This is a genomic window from Paraburkholderia sp. J69-1 (assembly GCF_905220255.1).
Classification (GTDB): Bacteria; Pseudomonadota; Gammaproteobacteria; order Burkholderiales; family Burkholderiaceae; genus Paraburkholderia.
The window spans coordinates 353,064-378,891 of record NZ_CAJMZG010000007.1; the positions used below are offsets into that span (position 1 = coordinate 353,064).

General features: G+C 65.4%; 23 protein-coding genes. 8 read left to right on the top strand and 15 right to left on the bottom strand.

Features of this window, described 5'->3' with window-relative positions; genetic code table 11:
* Positions 1–39: 39 nt before the first annotated feature.
* A complete protein-coding gene (locus U5A67_RS15610) occupies positions 40–336 on the bottom strand; it encodes an acylphosphatase (RefSeq protein WP_205984428.1) in 297 nt (98 codons plus the stop codon).
* A 199-nt stretch (positions 337–535) separates the two neighbouring features.
* Between U5A67_RS15610 and hpnA the strand changes: the two genes are divergently transcribed.
* Both hpnA and U5A67_RS15620 read left to right on the top strand, forming a co-directional pair.
* On the top strand, positions 536–1,558 hold the full coding sequence (gene hpnA / locus U5A67_RS15615; RefSeq protein WP_205984429.1) for a hopanoid-associated sugar epimerase: 1,023 nt from the start codon (positions 536–538) through the stop codon (positions 1,556–1,558).
* Between the two features lie 130 nt (positions 1,559–1,688).
* Complete coding sequence (locus tag U5A67_RS15620; protein ID WP_321814998.1) at positions 1,689–2,294, top strand: hypothetical protein; 606 nt, start codon at positions 1,689–1,691, stop codon at positions 2,292–2,294.
* 103 nt (positions 2,295–2,397) lie between these two features.
* Here U5A67_RS15620 and U5A67_RS15625 read toward each other — a convergent pair whose 3' ends face one another.
* Both U5A67_RS15625 and hpnC read right to left on the bottom strand, forming a co-directional pair.
* Positions 2,398–3,576, bottom strand: a complete 1,179-nt coding sequence (locus tag U5A67_RS15625) for a glycosyltransferase (protein WP_321814997.1) — start codon at positions 3,574–3,576, stop codon at positions 2,398–2,400.
* Entirely contained in the window at positions 3,573–4,442 is an 870-nt protein-coding gene (gene hpnC, locus U5A67_RS15630) for a squalene synthase HpnC (protein WP_205984434.1), read from the bottom strand. The genes U5A67_RS15625 and hpnC overlap by 4 nt, the downstream gene beginning before the upstream one ends.
* 504 nt (positions 4,443–4,946) lie before the next feature.
* Between hpnC and ispH the strand changes: the two genes are divergently transcribed.
* Positions 4,947–5,891, top strand: coding sequence for a 4-hydroxy-3-methylbut-2-enyl diphosphate reductase (ispH, locus tag U5A67_RS15635; protein WP_027820408.1), 945 nt, complete (start codon positions 4,947–4,949; stop codon positions 5,889–5,891).
* A 12-nt stretch (positions 5,892–5,903) separates the two neighbouring features.
* Positions 5,904–7,055 carry an adenosyl-hopene transferase HpnH gene (hpnH, locus tag U5A67_RS15640; RefSeq protein WP_205984435.1) on the top strand — a complete coding sequence of 384 codons (1,152 nt, stop codon included), beginning with the start codon at positions 5,904–5,906 and terminating at the stop codon, positions 7,053–7,055.
* Between the two features lie 237 nt (positions 7,056–7,292).
* Here hpnH and U5A67_RS15645 read toward each other — a convergent pair whose 3' ends face one another.
* The 3 genes from U5A67_RS15645 to U5A67_RS15655 form a co-directional block, all read right to left on the bottom strand.
* Positions 7,293–7,499: a YbdD/YjiX family protein gene (locus tag U5A67_RS15645; RefSeq protein ID WP_027820406.1), complete on the bottom strand. Its 207-nt coding sequence runs from the start codon at positions 7,497–7,499 to the stop codon at positions 7,293–7,295.
* A gap of 24 nt (positions 7,500–7,523) precedes the next feature.
* Positions 7,524–9,611: a carbon starvation CstA family protein gene (locus tag U5A67_RS15650; RefSeq protein ID WP_205984436.1), complete on the bottom strand. Its 2,088-nt coding sequence runs from the start codon at positions 9,609–9,611 to the stop codon at positions 7,524–7,526.
* A gap of 193 nt (positions 9,612–9,804) precedes the next feature.
* Positions 9,805–10,767: a glycerophosphodiester phosphodiesterase family protein gene (locus U5A67_RS15655; protein WP_321814996.1), complete on the bottom strand. Its 963-nt coding sequence runs from the start codon at positions 10,765–10,767 to the stop codon at positions 9,805–9,807.
* Positions 10,768–10,886: 119 nt separating this feature from the next.
* On the opposite strand from U5A67_RS15655, the gene U5A67_RS15660 reads away from it, so the two are divergent.
* Both U5A67_RS15660 and U5A67_RS15665 read left to right on the top strand, forming a co-directional pair.
* A complete protein-coding gene (locus tag U5A67_RS15660; RefSeq protein ID WP_321814995.1) occupies positions 10,887–12,395 on the top strand; it encodes a cache domain-containing protein in 1,509 nt (502 codons plus the stop codon).
* A complete protein-coding gene (locus U5A67_RS15665; RefSeq protein WP_205984439.1) occupies positions 12,392–13,030 on the top strand; it encodes a response regulator in 639 nt (212 codons plus the stop codon). The genes U5A67_RS15660 and U5A67_RS15665 overlap by 4 nt, the downstream gene beginning before the upstream one ends.
* A gap of 159 nt (positions 13,031–13,189) precedes the next feature.
* On the opposite strand, the gene U5A67_RS15670 is transcribed toward U5A67_RS15665, so the two are convergent.
* Positions 13,190–13,798 (bottom strand): phospholipid-binding protein MlaC, encoded by a 609-nt coding sequence (locus U5A67_RS15670; RefSeq protein WP_103707661.1) that lies wholly within the window; start codon positions 13,796–13,798, stop codon positions 13,190–13,192.
* A gap of 204 nt (positions 13,799–14,002) precedes the next feature.
* Here U5A67_RS15670 and U5A67_RS15675 point away from each other — a divergent pair, with 204 nt between their 5' ends.
* On the top strand, positions 14,003–16,633 hold the full coding sequence (locus tag U5A67_RS15675; RefSeq protein ID WP_205984440.1) for an MMPL family transporter: 2,631 nt from the start codon (positions 14,003–14,005) through the stop codon (positions 16,631–16,633).
* Positions 16,630–17,652 carry a VacJ family lipoprotein gene (locus tag U5A67_RS15680; RefSeq protein ID WP_321814994.1) on the top strand — a complete coding sequence of 341 codons (1,023 nt, stop codon included), beginning with the start codon at positions 16,630–16,632 and terminating at the stop codon, positions 17,650–17,652. The genes U5A67_RS15675 and U5A67_RS15680 overlap by 4 nt, the downstream gene beginning before the upstream one ends.
* 116 nt (positions 17,653–17,768) lie before the next feature.
* Here the strand turns inward: U5A67_RS15680 and U5A67_RS15685 are convergent, their stop codons facing one another.
* The 8 genes from U5A67_RS15685 to U5A67_RS15720 form a co-directional block, all read right to left on the bottom strand.
* On the bottom strand, positions 17,769–18,254 hold the full coding sequence (locus U5A67_RS15685) for an acyl-CoA thioesterase (protein ID WP_321814993.1): 486 nt from the start codon (positions 18,252–18,254) through the stop codon (positions 17,769–17,771).
* A gap of 129 nt (positions 18,255–18,383) precedes the next feature.
* The gene (locus tag U5A67_RS15690) at positions 18,384–19,109 is read right to left on the bottom strand and encodes a phosphorylase (protein ID WP_321814992.1); all 726 of its coding nucleotides are present in this window, start codon (positions 19,107–19,109) and stop codon (positions 18,384–18,386) included.
* Entirely contained in the window at positions 19,109–21,187 is a 2,079-nt protein-coding gene (gene shc, locus U5A67_RS15695) for a squalene--hopene cyclase (protein WP_321814991.1), read from the bottom strand. Before shc ends, U5A67_RS15690 begins: the two co-directional genes overlap by 1 nt.
* A 15-nt stretch (positions 21,188–21,202) precedes the next feature.
* Positions 21,203–22,453 (bottom strand): hydroxysqualene dehydroxylase HpnE, encoded by a 1,251-nt coding sequence (gene hpnE, locus U5A67_RS15700; RefSeq protein ID WP_321814990.1) that lies wholly within the window; start codon positions 22,451–22,453, stop codon positions 21,203–21,205.
* The gene (gene hpnD, locus U5A67_RS15705; RefSeq protein WP_205984445.1) at positions 22,453–23,304 is read right to left on the bottom strand and encodes a presqualene diphosphate synthase HpnD; all 852 of its coding nucleotides are present in this window, start codon (positions 23,302–23,304) and stop codon (positions 22,453–22,455) included. Before hpnD ends, hpnE begins: the two co-directional genes overlap by 1 nt.
* Positions 23,305–23,672: 368 nt before the next feature.
* On the bottom strand, positions 23,673–24,629 hold the full coding sequence (locus U5A67_RS15710) for a sensor domain-containing diguanylate cyclase (protein ID WP_205984447.1): 957 nt from the start codon (positions 24,627–24,629) through the stop codon (positions 23,673–23,675).
* A complete protein-coding gene (locus U5A67_RS15715; RefSeq protein ID WP_027820393.1) occupies positions 24,626–25,249 on the bottom strand; it encodes a chemotaxis protein CheC in 624 nt (207 codons plus the stop codon). The genes U5A67_RS15710 and U5A67_RS15715 overlap by 4 nt, the downstream gene beginning before the upstream one ends.
* Positions 25,242–25,610 carry a response regulator gene (locus U5A67_RS15720; protein ID WP_205984448.1) on the bottom strand — a complete coding sequence of 123 codons (369 nt, stop codon included), beginning with the start codon at positions 25,608–25,610 and terminating at the stop codon, positions 25,242–25,244. Before U5A67_RS15720 ends, U5A67_RS15715 begins: the two co-directional genes overlap by 8 nt.
* Between the last annotated feature and the right edge of the window lie 218 nt (positions 25,611–25,828).

Sequence of the window (25,828 nt, forward strand, 5' to 3'; positions counted from 1 at the left end):
GATGAAGGCGCACCGCTTTTTTAGCCGTTTAGTAGCGTTTCAGTGCTGCTCGAAACGCTCGTAACGCTTTTCAGAGGAGCGCTCCTCGCTCTCCACCGAACTCACGCGCGCGGCGGGCGGGCCGTGGCGCAGCCACGAAAGCATGCGATCCACCTGGTTCGCCGTGCCCTGGATCACGGCTTCGACCGTGCCGTCTTCCATATTGGCGACATAGCCGCGGATGCGCAGCGCGTGCGCCTGGCGCACCGTCGCGTGACGAAAACCCACGCCCTGCACCGTTCCGTGCACGCGCACGTAGTACGTTTCCAGGCGTGCGTCCAGATCCGGTTCGCTCATCGTTCGATCTCCTGTTTCCCTTGCATGCGACCTGCGTGCAACACACGGTCGGCATTGTAGACGCGATTTCCAGGCCTTTGCGCCTGCCGGTCGCCGCAGCGCAGCACGCGCGCGCCACGTACAATCCGTGCCACTGCGGCTGCCGGCCGCGACTTTCCGCAGCCCGGCGCCCATCATCGAACCCGAATGCGAAACCAGAATGACCGACACTTCCCGCGCTAACAAGGACCTCGTGCTGATCACCGGCGCGTCCGGCTTCGTCGGCTCGGCCGTCGCCCGCATCGCGCTGGAAAAAGGCTTTGCCGTGCGCCTGCTGGTGCGCGCGACGAGCCCGCGCAAGAACCTCGAATCGCTCGACGTCGAGATCGTCACCGGCGATATGCGTGACGAAGCCTCGATGCGCAAGGCGCTCGACGGCGTGCGCTACCTGTTCCACGTGGCCGCCGACTATCGCCTGTGGGCGCCCGATCCGCTCGAAATCGAGCGCGCCAACCTCGAAGGCGCGGAAGCCACCATGCGCGCCGCGCTCGCGGCGGGCGTGGAGCGCATCGTCTACACCAGCAGCGTGGCGACGCTGAAGGTCACGAACTCCGGCAATTCCGCCGACGAAACCTCGCCGCTCAAGGCCGATCAGGCGATTGGCGTCTACAAGCGCAGCAAGGTGATCGCCGAGCGCGCTGTCGAGCGCATGATCGAGCAGGACGGCCTGCCCGCCGTGATCGTCAATCCGTCCACGCCGATCGGCCCGCGCGACGTCAAGCCCACGCCCACGGGCCGCATCATCGTCGAAGCCGCGACCGGCAAGATGCCCGCTTTCGTCGATACGGGCCTGAACCTCGTGCACGTGGACGACGTGGCCAATGGCCATTTCCTCGCGCTGGAGCACGGGCGCATCGGCGAGCGTTACATCCTGGGCGGCGAGAATCTGCCGCTGCAACAGATGCTCGCCGATATCGCCGGCATGGTCGGGCGCAAGCCGCCGACCATCGCGCTGCCGCGCTGGCCGCTGTATCCGCTGGCGATGGGCGCGGAAGCCGTGGCGCGCATCACGAAGCGCGAGCCGTTCGTGACCGTCGATGCGCTCAAGATGTCGAAGAACAAGATGTACTTCACCTCGGCGAAGGCGGAACGCGAGCTCGGATATCGCGCGCGGCCTTACCGCGAAGGGCTCAAGGACGCGCTCGCGTGGTTCCGCGAGGCCGGCTATCTGAGCGGGAAATAAGGCGTTTTGGGTGCCTTGAAGCAGGCCGCACGACCAATTGTTACAACGTTGTTGCGTCCTGCTTACAACGACCGCCGACCCGTTCGCGCGCTCTGTGGGTAAAATCGCGGGTCTTACCAGAGAAGCTCGCATGAATCTTCAAGACCAGATCGGCGCGATCGACGCAGGCGTCGATCAACTCATTCAGGCCGCCAGCGCGGCCCACGCGCCCGCCGCGGCCGTTGCAGCGACCCCGGAAACGACCGCATCGACCGCTGCCGCCGCTATCGCGCCGGCCGAACCCGAGGCGCGCGCCGAGGTGCCTGCCGAAGCGCCCGTCGCTGCGGAGCTCGTGCCGCCGCCGGAATTGCCGGAATTGTTCGAGCTGCCCGAATTGCCCGAAGCGCCGGCGCTGCCCGCGTCGAGCGCGACGCGCCCCACGCTGGAAGTCGGCCGTCCCGCGCAGAACGAGATCACGATGACGATCGGCGGGCAGACGGTGTCGCTGCATCCGATGCAGGTGAGCCAGCTGATCGAGGAACTCGCGAACGTGCGCGCTTCGATGCAGCCCGAACCGCCGCCCGAGATTCCGCCGGGCTGGCGCTTCGCGTCGACGAAGAACCCGATGATGGCCGTGCAGAAGCAATCGAACGGCGACCGTCTGCTGGTCATGCGCCACACCGGCCACGGCTGGGTGCCGTTCACGTTCTCGCCCGACATGGTCGTGCAGATGTACATGATGTTGACGCAGCGCTGAGCGCGCCGTCGATATCATTTCTCCCCCCAAAAAAAAGCCGCGTGTTGCACGCGGCTTTTTTCACTCTGACAGGCGCTGCCGTAGAAACGACAGCGCACACCAATCAACTCCCCTGCGCAGGCGCTTGCACGCGCGACTTCCACTGGCCGCCCTTGCCGCGCCAGAAACGCCAGGCCGAGGCGAACGTCGCGCCCACGTAGAACAGCGCGACGAGCGGCAGGAACGGCGCCCACAGCGGCGAGCGGCGATAGTAAGCGAGCATCGGCGAATACGAGCAGCACATGATTGCCCACGCGAGCCATGCGGGCCAGCCCTTCGCGCCCAGCACCAGCGCCACGACGGGCGGCGCCAGATAGATCACCGTCATGCCGAGAATCGTGCCCGCCAGCTGCCACGCCGAGTAATGCAACTGCGTGAACGCGGTGCGCGCGATCATGTTCCAGATGTCCTTCCACGAATCGTACGGGCGCAGCGACACGCTCTTCGCCGCGACATCGAGGCGGATCGGATGATGGCCTTCGCCGCGATGCTTGATACGCGCGGCCAGGCTGCAATCGTCGATGAGTTCCGCGCGGATCGACTCGATACCGCCCGCTTCCTCCAGCGCCTTGCGGCGCACCAGCATGCAGCCGCCCGCCGCTGCCGCCGTCTTGTTGCGCGCGTCGTTGACCCACGCGAACGGGTACAGCTTGGCGAAGAAGAACACGAAGGCCGGGATCAGCGCCTTTTCCCAGACCGAGTCGCAGCGCAGACGCACCATCAGCGAAACCAGGTCGCGCTTTTCGGCTTGCGCGCGCACCACGAGTTGCGCGAGCGCATCGGCGGGATGGCCGATGTCGGCGTCGGTGAGCAACAGGTAATCGGCGTCCAGACCCAGCGTGCGCACGGCTTCGATGCCCTGCGACTGCGCCCAGACCTTGCCCGACCAGCCCGCCGGCAGCGGCTTCGCGGTGATGACGGTGAGCTTTTCCGGGCACTGCAGCGCGAGCGCGGCGGCGCGTGCGACTTCGGCGGTGCCGTCGGTGCTGTGGTCGTCGATCACGATCACGTGGAAATCGCCGCCGTATTCCTGACGCAGCAGCGAGGTGACGGCTTCGCCGATCGCATCGGCTTCGTTGCGCGCCGGCACCACGGCGCAGGCCGACGGCCAGCCCGCCGCGGGCTCGATCACCGACAGCGGATCGGCGGGACGCGAGCGCCAGAAGCCACCGCGGCCGAGCAGCAGCACCAGCCAGATCAGCAGCGAAAGACAGGACACGGCAAAGAGAATCGTGGTCATCATGCGTTATTACTCTTGATCGAAGGCGCGCGCACGCCGACACGGCGCGACAGCCACATGGCCGCCGTGCGCATCAGCACCACGGCCCAGTCGGATGCGCGCAGCGCGGGCCGCGCGCGAAATACGTCGTAGTCGGCACGCTCGATGACGTCGAGCATGCGCAGCCCGCCGTGCACGACGCTGCACAGTTCAAGCCCGAAGCGTCCCGGCACGCGCAGCGCCAGCGGCGCGCCGCTGAGCATCAGCGCGCGCACCTGGGCAATTTCGTGCCGCATCAGCGCGCGCCAGGCATCGTCCACCACGCCCGCCGCGATCTGCGCTTCGGTCACGTTCAGACGCGTGCGGTCGGCCTGCGGCAGATAGACGCGCCCCCGCCGCCAGTCGGCCGGCACGTCCTGGAGAAACGTAATCAGTTGCAAGGCGGTGCAGATGGCGTCGGAATCGGCCAGATTGTCGGGCGTGGCTTCATCGATGAGATGCAGCATCAGGTGCCCGACCGGGTTCGCCGAGCGGCGGCAGAAGTCCAGCAGATCGTGACGGTCGGCGTAGCGCGTGGTGTCGATGTCCTGATCGAACGCCGACACCAGGTCGTAGAACGGCTGCAGCGGCAGGCGGCAGCGGCGCACCACGTCCGCGAGCCTGGCGAACAGCGTGGGATGCACGGGCGCCGGGCGCCCTTCGGCCACGGCGTCGAGCCCGTCGCGGAAATCCGCCAGGCGCGTGTGGCGCTCCTCGCGGCTCCAGTCTCCTTCGTCGGCGATGTCGTCGAGCGTGCGCGCGACGTGGTAGATCACGCCGACAGGCGCTCGCAGCGCCTTCGGCAGCAGAATGCTCGCTACCGGAAATTCGTCGTAGTGGTCGGGTTCCATCGAGGTATCCGGATTGGGGTCGGGCCCGCCTCGCGCCAGGCGCGCCGACAGCGGGGACGCTAGTTTAAGGGTTCCCGCGTCATGTTGCACCGCGCCAGGCCCTGCGTCCCGGATGGCCGGGCAGGGTTTCGGAATATTGCCCGATGTTGCCCGCCCATTACTTTCAGCAATCTTTCGATGCAGAACGCATAATGGCGCGGTTTTCACGCCGCCGTCCCGCCACACGGGCCTGAGCGTGGGGCCGATACAACGTCGGCATGACCGCTGGAACGCGTGAAAATCGGGGTCAAAATCCCGTCGATGCCGATTATCGTCGCGTGCGCGCCGCACCTTCTCGCGCGCTACGCAGCAAAGGTGCGGCGATGGGGTTAAAATGCGCGTCTGGTTTTTCCGCCCCCCCCAGGCGGATGCATGCATTTATTAGCACCTTATTAATATGATCGCCGCGGCGAGCGAGTCTGACACGGCTTCCTCGTAACCGCGGCAGTCGGAGTTCGCCACCCTATGCGAGTGATCCTTGCCCAACCCCGCGGCTTTTGTGCGGGGGTTGTCCGCGCTATCGAAATCGTCGATCGCGCATTGCAGAAGCACGGCGCGCCGGTCTACGTGCGCCATGAAATCGTCCACAACCGTCACGTGGTCGAGAACCTGCGTAACAAGGGCGCCCGTTTCGTTGAAGAGCTCGACGAAGTGCCCGAAGGCGCCGTCGCGATTTTCAGCGCGCATGGCGTGGCGAAGACGGTCGAGCGCGCAGCCGAAGAGCGTGAGCTCGACGTGCTGGACGCCACCTGCCCGCTCGTCACCAAGGTTCACGTTCAAGGCCGTCAATACGTGGCGGCTGGCCGTACGCTGATCCTGATCGGCCACGCCGGTCACCCCGAAGTCGAAGGCACGATCGGCCAGATTCCCGGCACCGTGCTGCTGGTGCAAAGCGAAGCCGATGTGCAAAAGCTGGACCTGCCGCTCGACGCGCCGCTCGCGTACGTGACGCAGACCACGTTGTCGGTCGACGATACGCGCGGCATCATCGACGCGCTCGTCAAGCGTTTCTCCGACATCGTCGGCCCGGATACGCGCGACATCTGCTACGCCACGCAAAACCGTCAGGCCGCCGTGCGCGATCTGTCGTCGCAAGTGGATGTGCTGCTGGTGGTCGGTGCAACGAATAGCTCGAACTCGAATCGTCTGCGGGAAATCGGCAGCGAATCGGGCCTGCCGAGCTACCTCGTCGCCGACGGCTCGGAAGTCAAGGCCGAGTGGTTCGCAGGCGCACAGACGGTCGGTATTACGGCCGGCGCCTCGGCTCCCGAGGAAATGGTAGAAAACGTGATCGACGCGCTGCGCGCGTTGGGGCCTGTCGAGGTGTCGACGATGGCGGGCCGTGAAGAAAAAGTCGAATTCAAGCTGCCGTCGAAGCTGTTGCAACCGCTCGTCGCGCGCGAAGTTTAAGGAGGACACCTCTTGTCTATTCCGCTGCTCCAGAAAGTCCGCGTTGGCACGTACATCTTCCGCCAGCATTTCAGCGGCAATAAGCGTTATCCGCTCGCGCTCATGCTCGAGCCGTTGTTCCGTTGCAACCTCGCATGTAACGGTTGCGGCAAGATCGACTATCCGGATCCCATCCTGAACCAGCGTCTGTCGCTCGAGGAATGTCTCGGTGCGGTGGACGAATGCGGTGCGCCGGTCGTCTCGATCGCCGGTGGCGAGCCGCTGCTGCACAAGGAAATGCCCCAGATCGTCAAGGGCATCATGGCGCGCAAGAAGTTCGTGTATCTCTGCACGAACGCGCTGCTCATGGAAAAGAAGATGGACGACTACGAGCCGAGCCCGTACTTCGTCTGGTCGGTCCACCTGGACGGCGACCGCGAAGCGCACGATCACTCGGTGTCGCAGGAAGGCGTGTACGACAAGTGCGTCTCGGCCATCAAGGAAGCCAAGCGCCGCGGCTTCCGCGTGAACATCAACTGCACGCTGTTCAACGACGCGCAGCCGGAACGCGTGGCGAAGTTCTTCGACACGGCGCACGCCATCGGCGTGGACGGCATCACGGTGTCGCCGGGCTATGCGTATGAACGCGCTCCGGACCAGCAGCACTTCCTGAACCGCGACAAGACCAAGAACCTGTTCCGCGAGATCTTCAAGCGCGGCAACAACGGCAAGAAGTGGTCGTTCAGCCAGTCGAGCCTGTTCCTCGACTTCCTGGCCGGCAACCAGACCTACGAATGCACGCCCTGGGGCAACCCGGCGCGCACGGTGTTCGGCTGGCAAAAGCCGTGCTATCTGGTCGGCGAAGGTTATGTGAAGACCTTCAAGGAACTGATGGAAACGACCGAGTGGGACAAGTACGGTACGGGCAAGTATGAGAAGTGCGCGGACTGCATGGTCCACTGCGGCTTCGAGGCGACCGCCGTGATGGACACGGTCGCGCATCCGCTGAAGGCACTGAAGGTTGCGTTGAGCGGCCCGAAGACCGAAGGCGCATTCGTCAAGGACATCCCGCTGGATACGCAACGTCCGGCTGAATACGTGTTCTCGCGTCACGTTGAGATCAAGCTCGACGAGATCAAGAACTCGGCCAAGACGAAGAAGCCGGTGACGGTCGCAGCAAGCTAAGGTTTTTCGCGCTCAGGTAGCGCGAGGAACGGAAAAGGGCGCAACGGTGTGAGCCGTTGCGCCCTTTTTGTTTGTATCAAGGCGATATCCGTCGATGCCGAAGGTGAGGGTTTGCGGGAGCTTTTCTCCGCTCGCGCTCATCCGCTCATCCGCACATCGAAAAAAAGCGCGAGGGCTTTCGCCATCGCGCTTTTTTGTTTTGGAGCGCCAGAAACACGCGCCGAAATTAGTTCGGACTCAGCAACACTTCCCCGCGCCCGATCCATACCGCGCGTTCTGCCGCTCGCGGAAGAACTCTTCGTAAGTCATCACCGGACGATCCGGGTGCGTCGCGCGCATGTGCGCAACGTAGCCGTCATAGTCGGGCAGACCAACCATCAGCCGCATGGCCTGGCCGAGATAGCGCCCGGCCGTCTGCACGTTGTCGCGTAGTTCCGAGAACATGGTGCGCTCCGTTAAAGCGTGCGTTCAATGCGCGCCGTGGCGTGCCGCAACCGTCGCGCCCGCAGGCAGCGCTTCGTACGGCGTTTCCTGCACGGTCGGACGATCCACGCGACGCGCGCGCGCAATCGCGATCAGGCCGTACACCACGATGCTCACCACCACGAAGATGAACAGGCCCGAGAGCGCCGCATCCACGTAGTCGTTGAAGATCATGCGCTGCATCTGCTCGGCCGACTTCGCCGGCGCGAGAATCTTGCCCGCATCGAGCGCCGCCGACAGCTTCTGCGCGTGCGCCACGAAGCTCACCTTCGGGTTGCTATCGAAGATCTTCTGCAGGCCAGCCGTGAGCGTGCAGATCAGCAGCCAGAGCGTCGGCAGCGCCGTAACCCAGGCGAACTTCTCGCGCTTCATCTTGAAGAGCACGACGGTGGCGAGCATCAGCGCGATACCGGCGAGCATCTGGTTCGAGATGCCGAACAGCGGCCAAAGCGTGTTGATGCCGCCGAGCGGATCGACCACGCCCTGATACAGGAAGTAGCCCCAAGCGGCCACGCACAGCGCCGTGGCGATCAGGTTCGCCGGCAGCGATTCCGTGCGCTTGAGCGCCGGGTGGAAGGTGCCGAGCAGGTCTTGCAGCATGAAGCGGCCAGCACGCGTGCCCGCATCCACAGCCGTCAGGATGAACAGCGCTTCGAACAGGATCGCGAAGTGATACCAGAAGGCCATCATCGCTTCGCCGCCGATTACCTGATGCAGGATCTGCGCCATGCCCACGGCGAGCGTCGGTGCGCCGCCAGCGCGCGCGACGATGGTGGTTTCGCCCACGGCATGCGCGGTTTGCGTGAGCATGTCCGGCGTGAGCACGAAGCCCCAATGGCCAACGGTCTGCGCGACCGCATCCGGCGAGGTGCCGAGCACCGCGAGCGGCGCATTCATCGCGAAGTACACGCCCGGCTCGATCACCGATGCGGCCACCAGCGCCATGATCGCCACGAACGATTCCATCAGCATCGCGCCGTAACCGATGAAGCGCGCGTTGGTTTCGTTATCGAGCAGCTTGGGCGTCGTACCCGACGAGATCAGCGCGTGGAAGCCCGACACCGAACCGCACGCGATCGTGATGAAGAGGAACGGGAACAGGTTGCCCGACCACACCGGACCGGTGCCGTCGATGAATTTCGTAAACGCGGGCATTTTCAGTTCCGGCGCGACGATCAGAATGCCGATCGCGAGCGCGAGAATCGTGCCGATCTTCAGGAAGGTCGAGAGGTAATCGCGCGGCGCGAGCAGCAGCCACACCGGCAGCACCGATGCCACGAAGCCATAGCCGATCAGAATCCACGTGAGCTGCGTGCCCGTGAACGTGAACCAGGCGGCGAGCGTGGGCGAATCGTGCACGTGCTGGCCGAACGCAATCGACGCCATCAGCAGGATGAAGCCGATGATCGAAATCTCGCCGATCTTGCCCGGGCGGATGTAGCGCACGTAAAGGCCCATGAAGATCGCGATAGGAATCGTCGCGGCCACGGTGAACGTGCCCCACGGCGAGTTCGTCAGCGCCTTCACCACGATCAGCGCGAGCACCGCGAGAATGATGATCATGATGAGGAAGGTGCCGAACAGGGCGATCACGCCCGGGATCGGCCCGAGTTCCATCTTCACGAGGTCGCCCAGCGAGCGGCCGTCACGACGCGTGGAGAGGAACAGAACCACGAAGTCCTGCACCGCGCCCGCGAACACCACGCCCGCGAGAATCCACAGCATGCCGGGCATATAGCCCATCTGCGCGGCCAGCACCGGGCCGACCAGCGGACCCGCGCCCGCAATCGCCGCGAAGTGATGGCCGAACAGCACGTACTTGTTGGTGGGCACGTAGTCGAGCCCGTCGTTGTGACGCACGGCCGGCGTCATGCGCAGACCGTCGAGTTGCAGCACCGTCGACGCAATGAAGCGCGAGTAGAAGCGGTAAGCGATGAGATAAACGCAGACCGCGCAAATCACGATCCACAGTGCGGAAATGCGTTCGCCGTGCGCGAGCGCGATGGTGCCGAACGCGAACGCGCCAAGCAGCGCGACAAGCGTCCAGACGACAAAACTGGATGTCCGACTCATGACGTCTCCTGTTTTATGTTTTTAGTCTGATGGGTGGTCTTTTGCACGCGTTCTTCATACTAGACAAAGAACGCATGGAGCGTGGCGCACCGTGGCGCACGCTATGGGCGCCTAGTATTCGCTTTCAATGCGCGGCCCACAACCGGACAACTACGTAAGGTTGCTACGTAGTATCACGTAGGGTGTCAGCGGATCACGGGCAGCGATAGCCCTTCTTCAAGGCGTCGCGCACCGCGGTCATCTCCCGTGGAGAATCCGCCAGCACGGCATCCACGCCTGCACAGGCGGCCGCCTTGTAGTCCGCCGCACTGTTCACGGCAATCGCAACGATATGCACGCGCGGCTGCGTTCGAAAACATTGCACCGCTTGCCGCGTCCACAATTGCGCGTCGTTGACCGTCGAATGCGCTTCGCCGAGCGTGAAGCGCTCCGTCAGATCGACCTTGCGACGCCATTCGAATGCCGTCCACGCGCCGGCGGCAGGCGGCGCTTCACACGCATGTGCAAGCGCAACCGTCGCCAGACGCCCGCGCGTGGCATCGCGCGATTCGAATACGCGTGCGCGCGGCCACGCCGCAAAGGCCTGCTGATACGCGGCTTCGGTGGAATAGAGCAGCACGCGATGCCACGCATCGGCGTCGTCCAGGACCTGCGCCACGGCGGCGGCCTGCGGCGCAGCGGGCAGCGCTTTCATGTCGAGAACGACGAGGGTATCGACGGGAATGACGGACAGCGCCTGCGCCAGCGTAGGAATGCCGACAGGCGATCGCCGATAAGGCCAGGCATCCTGCGCCTTGAACTGCCAGCCCGCGTTGACCTTCGCGAGTTCTGCTGCCGTTTTCGAAGCGATAGGGCCGCGCGCGTCGGTGAGCGCGGCGAGATCGGCGGGGCGATAGAGCACCGGCACGCCGTCGCGGCTCAGTTGCACCGTGAGCCAGATCGCGTCGGCGTGATTGGCGAGCGCCGTGCGGATCGCCGCGAGCGTGTTCTCGGGCGCGTCGGCCGTGCCGCCGCGATGCGCGATGACGAGCGGCACGTTCTGCGCCATCTGCACCATCTGCACCGTGCCAGGCGATGCCGGTCCGCCAGCGCACGCGCCAAGCAACAGCGCAGTCGATATGACCGCCAACGCGCGCACAGTCATCGCTTGAATCATCGGATCGGCTCTCGAAAGAAAAAAGTTGCGCGCGCAATCATCGTGCGGCGCGCGCGGCATTCGCCAACCCGCGAACGCGCGCCCGGGTATGCTTGCACACTCTGCTCCCGAACGCCGCCATGCCCGCCCCATTTTTCTTCAACGACCGCCTGAAGACCAAGATCTTCCTGCTCGCAGTCGTGCCGTTTCTCGCGGCGATCGCCAGCATCGGCATCGGCGTGAGGCAGCAGGCGACGTCGCTTGCGCGCACGCAACACGCCACCATGCAGGCCGCGTATCTGTCGAGCAAGGAAATCGAGCTGCGTCATTACGTCGAGCTCGCCACCAGTGCGATCGAGCCGCTCTACGCGCCCGACGCCAGCGCGGCCAATACCGCCACACCCGCCGACGATACCGCGCGCCAGCGCGCCGCGCTCGCCGTGCTGCAAAAGATGGACTTCGGCCCCGACGGCTACTTCTTCGTCTACGACATGCACGGCCGCTCGCTGATGCATCCGCGCGAGCCGGGACTGGTCGGCCAGGATCTGTGGAATCTGCGCGATCCGCAAGGCTCGCTGACGATCCAGCAACTCGTGGCCGCAGCGCAGCACGGCGGCGGTTACGTGCGCTACATGTGGCATCGGCCGTCGACGGGCAAGCTCGCGCCCAAGCTCGGCTATGTGGTCGCGTTGCCGCGCTGGGGCTGGATGGTCGGCACCGGCATTTATCTCGACGATGTCGATACCGCGCTCGCGCATATCGACGAACGGGCATCGGCCAATATCGAACGCACGCTGCAATGGCTCGGCGTGATTGCGCTCGCGGGCGTGGGCGTGTTCGCGCTCGGCGCGCTGGTGCTCAACGTGAGCGAATATCGCAGCACCGACGCCAAGCTCAAGCGGCTCGCGCAGCAGGTCGTGGAATCGCAGGAACAGGAACGCGCGCGGCTCTCGCGGGAATTGCACGACGGCATCAGCCAGATGCTCGTATCGGCGAAACTGCTGCTCGAATCGGCGCTCGCGCGTTTCGAGCGCGGCGAAACGCGGGTGGTCGCCGCGGAAACCTCGCTTTCGACCGGACTCACGCGGCTGTCCGACACGCTGCGCGAAGTGCGCCGCATTTCGCACGCGCTGCGCCCGGCAATGCTCGACGATCTGGGCCTGGCCGCCGCGCTCGAACAACTGACGCGCGAACTGGCCGATGAAGCGCACGAAGCCGACGAAGCCGATCCAACCAGCGAAGCCAGCATCGAAATCGGCTTTACGCAGACGGGCGAGGGCGGCGCGTACGGCAACCCGCGCAGCGCGCCGTTGCCCGATGCCGTCAACACCGCGCTGTTCCGCATCGCCCAGGAAGCGCTCACCAACATCGTCAAACACGCTCACGCGCGCCGCGCGATGCTCACGCTCGATATCGCGCAGGACGGCGTCACGCTCGCCATCGCCGATAACGGCCGCGGGTTCGACGTAGCGCTCGCGCAAGCCGACCCGCGCGCCGGCATGGGATTGCGTAACATGCGCGAACGGCTGGAACCGCTGGGCGGCGAACTCGACATCAGCTCGAAACCGGGACACACGATCCTGACCGCGTGGGTGCCGATTCCGGCGAAACACATCAGCGCAGCACCGAAACACACAGAGACACCATGAACGAAGCAGCGAAGGCCGCGCGCCTTATTCTCGTCGACGATCACCCGCTCGTGCGCGACGGTCTGCGCGCGCGGCTCGAAGCCGTGCCGGGCCTCGAAGTCGCGGGCGAAGCCGGTAACGCCGACGAAGCCATCACACTCGCCGCCGCGCTCGAGCCCGATCTCGCGCTGATGGACGTGGGCATGGCCGGCATGAACGGCATCGCGCTCGCCGGCATTTTTCACGAACGCTTTCCGGCGATCCGCGTGCTGATGTTGTCGATGCACGATAACGTCGAGTACGTGACGCAGGCGCTGCGCGCGGGCGCGAGCGGCTATGTGCTGAAGGATTCGCCGGGCGCGGAGATCGTGCGCGCGATCGGGGCCGTGCTGGCGGGGCAGACGTTTTTCAGCGCGGGACTGGGCGCGCGCATGATTCAGGCGTCGCTCAAGGAAACGCCCATCGAGCGCCTCACGCCGCGCGAGCGCGACATTCTCGATGCGCTCGCCGAAGGGCTGTCGAGCAAGCAGATTGCGCAGCGCGCGGGGCTCTCGGTGCGCACGGTGGAAACGCACCGGCTCAATCTCAAGCGCAAACTCGATATCGACGGGCAGGCGGAACTGATCAAGTTCGCGGTGGAGAATCGCAGGAAGTAAGCGCCTCAAAAAAAGTTGCTGGAGCAACGGCAAAGGCAACGAGAAAACGAAACAACAGGAGGCGCAGTAACGCGCGCCAAAACACACACGGCGCGTCTCTTTCGAGCACGCGCCGTGCGAAAACTTCCTGAACGTCTAAGCTGGTTTAGCTACGCTGAATTAACTGCGCGCGTTGTGATCGACGAGGAACTTGATGAGACCGTCGATGCCGCCCTTGGCGATCTGGTCGGCGAACTGGGTCTGATACACCTGGATCAGCCACGCGCCCATCATGTTGATGTCATAGATCTTCCAGCCGTTGCCCGAACGCTCGAGACGGTAGTCGATTGCGTCGTCGCCGCCGTTGCTGAGCACGTGCGACTGCACGACGGTGTCCTTCGCGGCAGCCCCCGTGTTCGACGGTGCGAACTTGAAGTTGACCTGGGTGTCACGCAGTTGCGCGAGCGACGATGCGTAGGTCTTCACAAGCAGGAGTTGAAATTGCTCATACAACTTTTGCTGTTGCTCGGGCGTAGCCGTGGTCCAGGCCTTGCCGATCGCGATACGCGTGGTGCGCTGGAAATCGGTGGCGGGCACGAAATGGGTCTCGACCACTTTCGTGATCTGGGCCATGTCGCCGCCGCGGGCTTGCGGGTCGGCCTGCATCGCCTTGACGGTGCCTTCGACGGCGGCCTTCACGACAGCGTCCGGCGACGACTGGGCGAAGGCGGCGCCCGAAACGCCCGACAGGAAGGCGGCGGCGAGAAATGCGGTCAGATAACGTTTCATACGCGTTTTTGGAACAGTGAATATCGGGTGCCGGCGGGAAGGGCAGGTTGCGGCGCAACGAGCGAGACGATCCCGCCCCGGCCGAACCAGTATAACGGCTTTGCCGGTTGCGCTCGTGTGCGCGAGGCGCGCCTCACTGGGCGGGGCCGGTATACTTGAGCGCTTCATTCAAGAACAGTTAAACGACAAGGCCCCCTCGCCTTTATGCTGAAGCCATTCATCATCCACCTCGTCGCCTGGTCTGTGCGCCGCGCGGCGTGGGTCATCACACTCGCGCTCGTACTTGCCGTGCTCAGCGGCGCGTACGTCGCGAAGCATTTCAAGATCAACACGGACATCAGCGGCCTCGTCGAAAACAACGCCGAATGGGCCGCGCTCGGCGACGCCAAGGATCGCGCGTTCCCGCAGCGCAGCGGCTCGCTGCTCGTGGTGGTCGAGGCGCAGGCGCCCGAACTCGCGGATGCCGCCGCCGACAAGCTCGCCGGCGCCCTGGGACAGGACACGCGCGAATTCAGCGCCGTTTCGCAGCCTGCGGGCGGCCCGTTCTTCGAACACAACGGCCTGCTGTTCCCGTCGACGCCCACCGTGCTGTCCACCACGGGTCAGCTCGTGCAGGCGCGCCCGCTGATCAATCAACTGGCGAAAGACCCGAGTCTCGCAGGCCTCGCCGGCACGCTCACGACCACGCTGCAACTGCCGCTGACCATCGGCCAGGTGAAGCTGCCGCAGATGGCCGCCTTGCTCGGCAGCGCCGCCGATACCGTCGATCAGGTGCTCGCGGGCAAACCCGCCGCGTTCTCGTGGCGCGCGCTGGTGGACAAGGACGCGGCGACGAAGCCCGCGTTCTCCTTCGTCACCGTGCAGCCAGTGCTGAACTTCGGCGCGCTCAAGGCGGGCGCGAACGCAACGCAGGCGATTCGCGACACTGCCGCCTCGCTGCATCTGGACACCGAATACGGCGCACGCGTGCGCCTGACCGGCGAACAGCCGCTCGCCGACGACGAATTCGCCTCGGTGCAGGACGGCGCCGCGCTCAACGGCGCAATCACCGCCATCGTCGTGCTGCTGATTCTTTGGCTCGCGCTGCGCTCGGGCCGTCTGATCGGCGCGGTGCTGATCACGCTGGTCGTGGGCCTCGCCGTCACGGCGGCGCTGGGTCTGCTGATGATCGGCTCGCTCAACATGCTGTCGGTCGCCTTCATGGTGCTGTTCGTGGGGCTGGGCGTGGACTTCGGCGTGCAGTTCGGCGTGAAGTATCGCGAGGAGCGTTATCAGGACGATCGCCTCGATGTTGCGCTGCTCAAGACCGCGCGCCTGATCGGCGTGCCGCTCACGCTCGCGGCGATCGCCGTGGCGGAAAGTTTCTTTTCGTTCCTGCCGACCGCGTACAAGGGTCTGTCGGAACTCGGCCAGATCGCCGGTGTGGGCATGTTCGTCGCGTATATCGCCAACATGACGCTGCTGCCTGCGCTCATCAGCGTGTTCAAGCCGAAGGGCGAGCGGGCTTCGCCGGGCTTCGCGTTTCTCGCGCCCGTGGATAAATGGCTCGCCGAGCATCGCAAGCCGGTGCTGATCGGCACGCTGATCGTCGTGCTGGGCGCGTCGCCGCTGCTGTATTTCCTGCGCTTCGACTTCAATCCGCTGCATCTGAAGGACCCGCACACGGAGTCGATGGCGACGCTCATCGCACTGAAGAATTCGCCGGTGATTTCGATCAACGATGTCAGCGTGCTCGCGCCTACGCTGGCCGATGCCGACAAGATCGCCGCGAAGCTCGGCAAGCTGCCGGAAGTCGGCCGCGCGACCACGCTCAGCTCGCTGATCCCCGCCGATCAGCAGCAAAAGCTCATGCTGATCGCCAGCGCCTCGCAGCAGCTGATGCCGGCGCTCACGCAGCAGCCGTCGTCGCCGGTGACCGACGCCGTGCGCGTCGATACGCTCAAGCGCGCGGCGAATCAGCTTGCGCTTGCGGCCGGCGATCATCCGGGTCCGGGCGCGGCGCAAGCCCAACATCTGTCGGATGGTCTGATGAAACTCGCGGCCGCCAGCCCCGCCGTGCGCGACAAGGCCGAAACCGCCTTCAGCCAGCCGCTCAAGCTCGCCTTCGCGCAGCTCGAACGCCTGCTGCAGCCGTCCGAAATCACGCGCGAAAACCTGCCGCCCGAGATGGTTCACGACTGGGTATCGTCGGTGACGGGCCAGGCGATCGTCGATGTCGCGCCGCGCGTGCCCGCAGGCGTCGATCCGAACGACGACGTCATGCTCGCGCGCTTCTCGCACGCCGTGAAGGCCGCCGAGCCGAACGCCATCGGCGGGCCGATCTCGATCCTGCATTCGGCCAACGTCATCATTCTTGCGTTCCTGCAGGCGGCCGGCTGGTCGGTACTGCTGATCACGGCGCTGCTGTGGATCACGCTGCGCCATTTCGGCGACGTGCTGCGCACGCTGATTCCTCTGCTGGTATCGGCGCTGGTGACACTCGAGTTGTGCGTTGTGTTCGGTATCCAACTCAATTTCGCCAACATCATCGCGCTTCCCCTGATGCTGGGTGTCGGCGTCGCGTTCAAAATCTATTTCGTGATGGCATGGCGCGCGGGGCAAACCGGCCTCCTGCACTCGAGCCTCACACATGCGGTGCTGTTCTCGGCCGCAACCACGGCCACGGCGTTCGGCAGCCTGTGGCTTTCGCACCATCCGGGCACGTCGAGCATGGGCAAACTGCTCGCGCTGTCCTTGTTATGTACGCTGATCGGCGCCGTGGTGTTCCAACCGGTGCTGATGGGCAAGCCGCGCGTCAAGCGCGCACGATCGCAAATGCAGGGGATCGATCAATGATGAAGAAAAAAGCCGCGCTCACCATGGCGGCAGCGAGCCTGACGCTCCTCGTGACGTCGGGCTGCGCAACCGGTCCTGAGCGCAAGCCGGGTGACCCGTTCGAACCCGCGAACCGGGCGATCTTTACGTTTAACGACGCGCTCGACACCCATATCGCGCAGCCGATCGCGAAGGGTTACCAGAAAGTCACGCCGCAACCGATGCGCCAGGCGATCTCGAACTTCTTCTCGAATCTCGGGGATATCAGCAACTTCGCCAACGACCTGCTGCAACTGAAGATCACCGACGCCACCGAAGACCTCATGCGTCTCGCGATGAACTCGACCTTCGGTCTGGGCGGCCTGATCGACTTCGCCACGCCTGCGGGCCTGCCGAAGCACCATCAGGACTTCGGTCTGACGATGGGCCACTACGGCGTGCCGGCCGGTCCGTATCTGGTGCTGCCGGTGTTCGGGCCGAGCTCGATTCGCGACGGCATCGGCATGGGTGTGGACGTGAAGTTCAACCTGCTCAACTACATCGAGCCTGCCGTGCGCAACCCGATGTATATCGCGCAATTCGTCAGCACGCGCGCGGACCTGCTGGGCGCAACCGACCTGCTGCAGCAGGCGGCGCTCGACAAGTATTCGTTCGTGCGCGACGCGTACCGCCAGCAACGCCAGTCGATGATCAACGGTTCGCAAAGCGCCAACGCGCCGTTGCCGGATTACGGCGATCCGGGCGCCACCGACGATAACGGCGGCGGCGCGGGCAAGTCGAATAACGGTCTGCCGAATTACGACGATCCGGGCGAATCGAAGGGCGATGCTGCAGGCTCGGGAGCGTCGAACAAGAACGGCCTGCCGAACTACGATGATCCGGGCGAGGGCAGTGCGGCTGCACCGGCTGCGGGTGCGAATGCTGCCGCGTCGGCTCCGCTTGCGGCTTCCGCGCCCAAGGCGGCGTCCGGCGCAGTGCCGGCCAAGGCGGCTTCGGCGCCTGCCGCGGCAACGCCCGCGCAACCGGCATCGGCGCCTTGAATTTGATGTGATGCGGCCCGCCTGAATGGCGGGTCGTGCAGATGTGAAAAACCCGGCAAGGTCATCGACCTTGCCGGGTTTTTTTATTCAACGCGAAGCCAGTAAAACGAAGCCGCTCAATGCACCGCTTCGTCTTCGTGCTGCTCCATGCTCTCAGCCTCTTTAGCTGCTGCCAGCATCGTGGCGTCCGCCGACGTATGCACGGTCTGGCGATAACGCTCGTACGCCTCTTCGGCGTAACGAATGCGATCGCGGCCGTGCGGCGCGGGCTTGCCGTCAGCGCCCATGTTCACGAACACCATCTTTTCGATCGTCAGAATGCTCTTGCGCGTGACCTTGTTGCGCACTTCGCAACGCATCGTGATCGAGGTGCGGCCAAAGTCGGTCGCAGTGATGCCCAGTTCGATGATGTCGCCCTGACGCGCCGAACTCACGAAATTGACTTCGGAGATGAGCTTGGTCACCACGCGCTGGTTGTCCAGCTGGCAGATCGCGTAAATGGCCGCTTCTTCGTCGATCCAGCGCAGCAGGCTGCCGCCGAACAAGGTGCCGTTAGGATTCAGGTCTTCAGGCTTGACCCACTTGCGGGTATGAAAATTCATTCTCTGGTACTCCCATGCTTGATCCGTCCCCAGACCTCGAAGGTTCGGACCTAGGGTTAACACTAAGATATTACCAGAGATAGGGGTTTTCCCTAGGATTTCAATATTCCCGCTGCATGGTTTCGCCGATCAGCGCGGAAAAAACGCGCCAGATTCAATCAACACACGCCGGGCAGCCGTCAGCGCCTTGCGCGCCGCGCCGGCATCGGCGGCAATGCGCAGCAAGCCGCCCAATTGCAGCGGATCACGCGCCAGTTCGCGCAGAACCGGCAGCACGGCGGTCGTGCCGTCGTCGCGCAGGCCCGCCATCGCGGCCTTCGGCAGGCTGCGCCAGGCCGGGTCCACCACGGCACGGCACACCACGAACGGCAGACCGCGAGCGGCCGCCGCAGCCGCCGCCAGATGCGATTCCATATCGACGGCCAGCGCGCCGTTCGCCTGATGCAGCGCAGCCTTGTCGGCCGCGCCCGTAAGCGCGGCGGCCACGGACGCTTCCACGCCGCGACGCGTCTGCGCCGCCAGCGGCGAGGCCAGCAAGGCCGCCGCCATGCGCTCGCTCCACGCCTTGTCGCAATCGACGCGGCCAAACGGGCCTTCGATCGCATCCGCGATCACCAGCGTGCCCGGCTCCAGATCCGGCCCGAGGCCGCCCGCCGTGCCGAAGCTGATCACGCCCGCCGCGCCGCGATCGAGCGCCGCCGTCAGCGCGCGTTCGAGCAGATCGGCGCGCGCGGCATAGACCGCCTCGATGCCGTCCTGGCCTTTGCCCGCCGCGATACCCGCTTCGAAAGCCATGCCAGTCACGGCGATCACGGGCAGCGCGCCGCCCGTCTTCAAACTTGCCACCGCCGCCATCACAGACCGACCTTCACGAGCGTCGCGCCTTCGCGCTTGAGGTTGCGATATCGCGCGAGCGCCCACAGCGGGAAGAATTTGCGATAACCGTGATAACGCAGATAGAACACGCGCGGGAAGCCCGTCGCCGTGAAGCGCGTTTCGTCCCACAGGCCGTGCTCGCGCTGCGTCGCCTGCAGCCATTCGATGCCGCGCGCCACCGCCGGGTGATTCACTTCGCCCGCCGCCATCAGGCCGAGCAGCGCCCACGCCGTCTGCGACGCCGTGCTGTCCGCGCGCTCGTAGCCGCGATATTCGAGCTTGTAGCTGGTGCCGTCTTCGCCCCAGCCGCCGTCGTCGTTCTGGATCGCGATCAGCCACTGCGCCGCGCGTTTCATGCGCGCGTCGTGATGCTCGAGGCCCGCCGCGTTCAGCGCGCACAGCGCCGTCCACGTGCCGTAGATGTAGTTCATGCCCCAGCGGCCGTACCAGCTGCCGTCGGACTCCTGCTCGGCGAGGATGTAGTTGAACGCGCGCCGCGCTGGATCACTGGTGGTCAGCGTTTCGCCGAGCTGCGCGAGCATCGACAAGCAACGGCCCGAGACATCGGCGGTCGGCGGATCGAGCAGGGCGCCGTGATCCGAGAACGGGATGTTGTTCAGGTATTCGTGGGTGTTTTCCGGCTCGAACGCGCCCCAGCCGCCGTTGCTGCTCTGCATGCCGACCACCCATTCGCGCGCCCGCGCGATCGGTTCGTCGAAATTGCGGGTCTTGTCGAGTTTGTCGACGCGCTCCATCGCGGCCACCACCACGGCCGTATCGTCGACGTCGGGGTAGTGTGGGTTGGCGTACTGGAACGCCCAGCCGCCGGGACGCACATCCGGGCGGCGCGAGATCCAGTCGCCGCGCACGTCGAGAATCTGCAGCGGCAGCAGCCATTCGAGGCCGCGCCGCGCGGCTTCGTGCGCACGCGCGTCGCCGGTTTCGATCAGCGCATGGGCGGCCAGCGAGGTGTCCCAGATCGGCGAGAGACACGGTTGCACGTAGGCTTCGTCGGCGTGAATCGTGACGAGCTTTTCGACCGACTGGCGCGCGATCGCGCGATGCGGATGATCGGCCGGATAGCCAAGCACGTCGTACATCATCACGGCGTTCGCCATGGCCGGGAAAATCGCGCCCAGGCCGTCTTCGCCGTTCAGGCGTTCGTCGACGAAGGACACGGCGGCGTCGATGGCGCGCTGGCGCAGGTAGTTGGGGAACAGCGGATCGGTCACGCGCAGCACGCCGTCCACGGCGCGGAAAAAGCCGAACCAGCCCGGGCTTTGATGCGGCGCGCGCTCGTTCAGACCGGTGCTGACAGGCGCGCTGTGGAACAGTTCGTCGATCCGCACGCCGCGCGGGTTCTTCGCGACCGGACGCTTCGCGCCCAGCACCAGCAGCGGCACGATCACCGTGCGCGCCCAGTACGAGACCTTCGACAGATGGAACGGGAACCACTTCGGCAGCAGCATGATCTCGACCGGCATCATCGGCACTGCGTACCAGGTAACCACGCCGAACAGCGCCAGCAGGATGCGCGTGAAGACGTTGGCCTTCTCCGCGCCGCCCGCCGCCAGGATCGCTTCGCGCGCGCGCACCATGTGCTCCGCGTCTTCGGCGTCGCCGATCATCTTCAGCGCGAAGTACGCCTTGATGCTGGCGCTCACGTCCATGTCGCCGTCGGTGAAGAGCGGCCAGCCGCCGCCCGGCAGCTGGATGCGGCGCAGGTAGCGCGCGATCTTGCCTTCGAGCTCGAGGTTCGCTTCTTCGCCGAGGTAGTGGACCAGCAGCACGTATTCGGCGGGAATCGTGGCGTCGGCTTCGAGTTCGTAGACCCAGTGGCCGTCGGCGCGCTGGTCGGCGAGGATCGCGTCGGTCGCGCGCGCCACGGCGGCGTCGAGGCCGGCCGCGAGGCCTTCGTCGTGAGCCAGCACGGCGGCGGGCACGGGCGAGCCGGCGGTGGTGCCAACACCGGCGCCAGCACTGGCGCCAATCGGGGCGCCGGTGGCGTCGGGCGCGGGTGCGAAGTCGTCGGCCGGGGCCTGGGAGAGATCGTTCATCGGTACATCCTGGTGTCAAGACAGGAGCAGATCCGCAGCCTTGCGGCCCGAGCGGATTGCGCCTTCGATCGTCGCGGGCAGACCGGTTGCGGTCCAGTCGCCTGCGAGCGTCAAATTGTTCCAGCGGGTGCGCGCCGACGGGCGGCGCAATTCTTCCTGCGGCGTGGCGGCGAACACGGCCTGGGCATCGCTGGCGATCTGCCACGCGGGCACGGGATCGGCAGGCAGCGAGGCGGCAGCCGCCACGTCGGTCCAGACGCGCCGCGCGAGTTCTTCGGGCGCGAGCAGCAGCAGTTCGCCCGCGTCGTGGATCGTGGCGGCAAGGCGCCCCGTCGAGGCGTTGAGCCAGCCCGCCGTGCCGTTGACCAGCACCATCGGCGTGGCAAGGCCAGTTGGCGGCTCGATCGCGAAATGCAGCGTGACGATGGCGGTATGGCGTTGCGGCGTCGGCAAGCCCGGCACGAGCGCGGCGGCCGCGGCGGACGGCACCGCCAGCAGCACGGCTTCATCGGCGCCCAGCAGCACGCGGCCACTGTCGAAATCGAGTGCGGCGACGCGCTGCGACGCGTCGTCGTACACGATCTCCTGAAGCGGCGAATCGAGCCGGATGGCCGCGCCGCCGTGCTGCAACATGCGCAACGCCGGATCGATGAAAGCGCTCGACAGGCCGTGGCGCGCGGTCAGCGGCCGGAACGCCTCGCCGCCGATCGACAGCGCCTCGCTCAGCATCGCGCCCGCCAGTTCCGCGCTGGCTTCGCGCGGCTCGATATTGAGCACGGCGAGATAGAGCGGGCGCAGCAGCCGCTCCCACAACGGTCCGGCGCACTGCATGGTCTGCGCGACACTGCGTCCGGGTTTGGCGAACAGCAGCGGCAGCACCGCGAGGTAATCGATTGTGCGCGTGTCGGGCACGCGCGCGTTGGCGTCGGCGATCCACAGCGGCAGGCGCGAACGCGAGAAACGCACGTTCCAGCGCGAGCGCGCCGCCAGATCCATGAAGGCGAAACCGGGTTCGTCCGGGCCCGCCAGCGCATCGACTGCGCCGATTTCGCGCACGTAGTCGAGCGTTTCGGCGTGACCCGCCAGCACCACGTGATTGCCGCTGTCGAGCGTGGCCGCGAGCGCGCGGTCATAGTACGAACGGCATCGTCCACCTGCCTGGCCCGCCGCTTCGTGCAGCGCGATCTGCACACCACGCCGCTGCAACCGGACCGCCGCCGCGAGGCCTGCCAGCCCCGCGCCGATCACGTGGACGAGCCGGGGCATCAGAAGAGCGCGTAGCGCGCCACGATCCACATCAGCCGTGCGCGCGGCTTGGCGAGCTTCGGACGCGGCAGGTCGAAGCCGCGATCGACGGTGCGTTCGAGCAACACGCGATAGACGCCCGACATGATGCGCGGCGCCTTGACCTGCACGCGCGGCGTGCGGTCCATGATCGCGTCGGCTTCGGCGAAATGCTTGAGCGCGCGCTCCACCAGCGTCGCGCACACGCGCGGCAGCGACGGATCGGCGGCAATCTGGTGCGGGCTCGTGGCCGCGATGCCTTCGCGCGCGAGCAGTTCGCGCGGCAGATAGCAGCGGCGGATATCGGCGTCTTCGTCGATATCGCGCAGGATGTTGGTGAGCTGCAGCGCGCGCCCGAGGTGATGCGAGAGCAGGCGGCCAGGTTCGTCTGCCATCCCGAAAATTCTCACCGACAAACGGCCCGCCGCACTCGCGACGCGGTCGCAGTAGAGGTCGAGCGTGTCTTCATCGGGTGCGCAGATGTCTTCGGCGGCGTCCATGGCCATGCCGTCGATCATCGCGTGGAAATCCTCGCGCTGCAGACCGAAGGTATGGATGTGGCGCGTGAGCGCCGCCAGCGACGCGCGCGGCGTGCCGGCATAGCACGCGTCGATATCGGCGCGCCATTGGTCGAGCCCCGCCGCACGCTCGGCGCGCGGCAGGTCGCTATCCGCGATGTCGTCGACAGCGCGGCAAAAAGCGTAGACCTGATACATGGCGTCGCGCTGCGCCGGCGGCAAAATGCGCATCGCGAGATAAAACGAACTGCCCGACGAAGCGGCGGCAGCATCGGTCTGCTGTGTATCGTCCACGACGAGGTTGGAAACGGCCAAGACGAACTCCGCTGGGGGGCGCCCTCGACGGGGCGTTTCAGATATTCGGGCCCGCGAGTCGCGGGTCGCCCGCGCGCGCGGACACGCGCGAGGCACCGGCCTTGTCGGAACACCGTTCAGGGTGCGAGGCCGGAAACGGCCAAAAGTATATCAACCTTTGCCTGCTGCCGCAGTCAGGGGGCGGTTGGGGCAAGCAAAGGGAATCGGGGCGCGGTGGATTCGCGCCGCCTTCGGAGGATTTGCCCAGCGGCTTAATCGCGCATTGCACGCGATTTTTAACCGAACTTCGCTCAATTTCCCCGATAATTTCGCCGACGCCGCTGATACTCGGGGAACGCGCGCCGGAACTCTTCGTCCTGCTCGAGGAGCTAATTGAGCTCGTGCAGCAGCACCACCGAGCGGTTGCGGCCCTGGCGCTTGGCGCTGTAAAGCGCGGCGTCCGCCTCGTTGATCATGACCTCGTAGTCGTTCGAGCCCGGTCGCGCCGACGCCGCGCCCACGCTGGCCGTCACGGCCACGACGTCGCCCTGCACATCCACAGGCGTATCGCCGATCGTATGACGGATCTTTTCGGCCACGTGCATTGCGTCGTCGAGCGGCGTGCACGGCAGCAGCAGCGCGAATTCCTCGCCGCCGAAGCGCCCGAAAATGTCTTCCTTGCGCACCACGCCGGCCACGCGCTGCGCCATCGTGCGCAGCACCGTGTCGCCGGCGACGTGGCCGAATTCGTCGTTGATCTTCTTGAAGTGGTCCAGATCGAACAGCAGCACGGACATCTCGCCGCCATAACGCTGCCAGCGCGAGAACTCCTCGGCCAGACGCGTTTCGAAATAGCGCCGGTTGCCGATGCCCGTGAGGCCGTCGCGATCGGCGTATTCGCGCAGTTTGGTGACCGCTTCCTCACGCTCGCGCTGCATCACACTCACGTGCGTGACATCGGTGATCGTCACGCATACGGCGATCACTTCGCGATCGCGCATCAGCGGCATGAAGGTGCAGTCCTGCTGCATGTAGTCGACGCCGCCCGTGATGGGCCGGTCGTGATCGAAGCGGAACAGGTAAGGGCGTTGTTCCCACGAGCTGAACGCGAAGCTGCCCAGCTGGAACACGCTTTCGACCTTGCGCGCGAGCCAGGCGCGCGGCAGTTCGGGAAAACGTTCGAAGACCGGACGGCCGATCACGTCTTCGGCGGCCACGCCGCTGTGGTCCTGCATGAAGCGATTCCACATCAGCACGTTCATCTCGCGGTCGAGGACGAAGATGCCGAAACCAACACGCTCCGCGACGAGGTCGGAGAGCGAGGGCGATGAAACAGGGGTAGTCATAGGCTATGGAGCATGGCGTCGATGGCGCGGCTCACATGATAAATCGACTCCTCGGCCATCAGCATGACGAGATGCGCGCGGAAGCGCTGGTCTTCCAGCGCGAAATTGACTTCGACGAGCAGCGCCAGATCCCAGGCCAGCAGGCCGGGCTGGAACACCTCGTCGAGCGTGACGGCCTCGCCCAGCAGGCCAGGCTGCGAGAACACCGGCAAGCGCCCGAGCTGGTCGAGCATCGACGATACGCACGCGCCGGTCAGCACGTTCGCCACGTCGAAAATCAGTTCCTGTTCAGTGAGCGCATCCCACGCCGATTCCGCGAACGGGCCGCCGACCAGCGCACCCAGTTCGCCGATCTCGCCGCTGCGGCAGATCACCAGCGCCTCGCCCTTGATCTCGGAGCGAAAGCCCTGTCGCACCGCGGTGACCGGGCCATCGATGCCGGTCATTTCGCGCAGCGCCTGCGCCGCCTCGCGCACCGCCACCACGCGCACGCGCGGCACCGACAGTTCGATGAACGCATTGAGCAGGCCCGACAGGCGCGTAGCCGCCTGACCCATGCCGAGATTGGCGATTTCCTGCAGGGCGTCGCGCTGCAGTTCCGTGAACACTCGATCAGGCATACAACCCGTACTCCTTCAGGATGGGTAGCAGCGCTTCCTGGGTGACCGGCTTCGGCACGAACGCCATCGCACCGAGCGCCAGTGCGCGCTCCTGGGCGCGCGGCTGGACATCGGCGGAAACGACGATCACGAAGGTATTCAGGTCCTCATGCTGGAGCGCTTCGAGAACCTGGAAGCCCGTCATATCGGGCATCGTGAGGTCGAGAAACATGACCGGTGCACGCCCGGCGCGATAATGCGCCAGCGCTTCTCGTCCGTTCGACGCGTAGGAAATCTCGACGTCCCAGTCCTCGGGAAGCGCCTTCGTGAGCACCTTGCGGGCTAGCAGCGAATCGTCGGCGATCACGATGGGCAAGGACATGGATAGGCAGGCTGAGAGTGCGTTGGACGGAATGCGTTAAGACGTATTGACGGCGGCGCGCGCAAAAACTTTAGCGGTGCGCGCATTTTATGCGTAAAGCATGGAATTGCCGGCTTACGCCAACTTACTTTCAGCCGCCATGCGGCAGCGTTCTGGGCGATTCGGCCGGGCGTCGGGACAAGTCGAAGAAGCAGCAGAGGCCTGCGTGCGCGTATCGG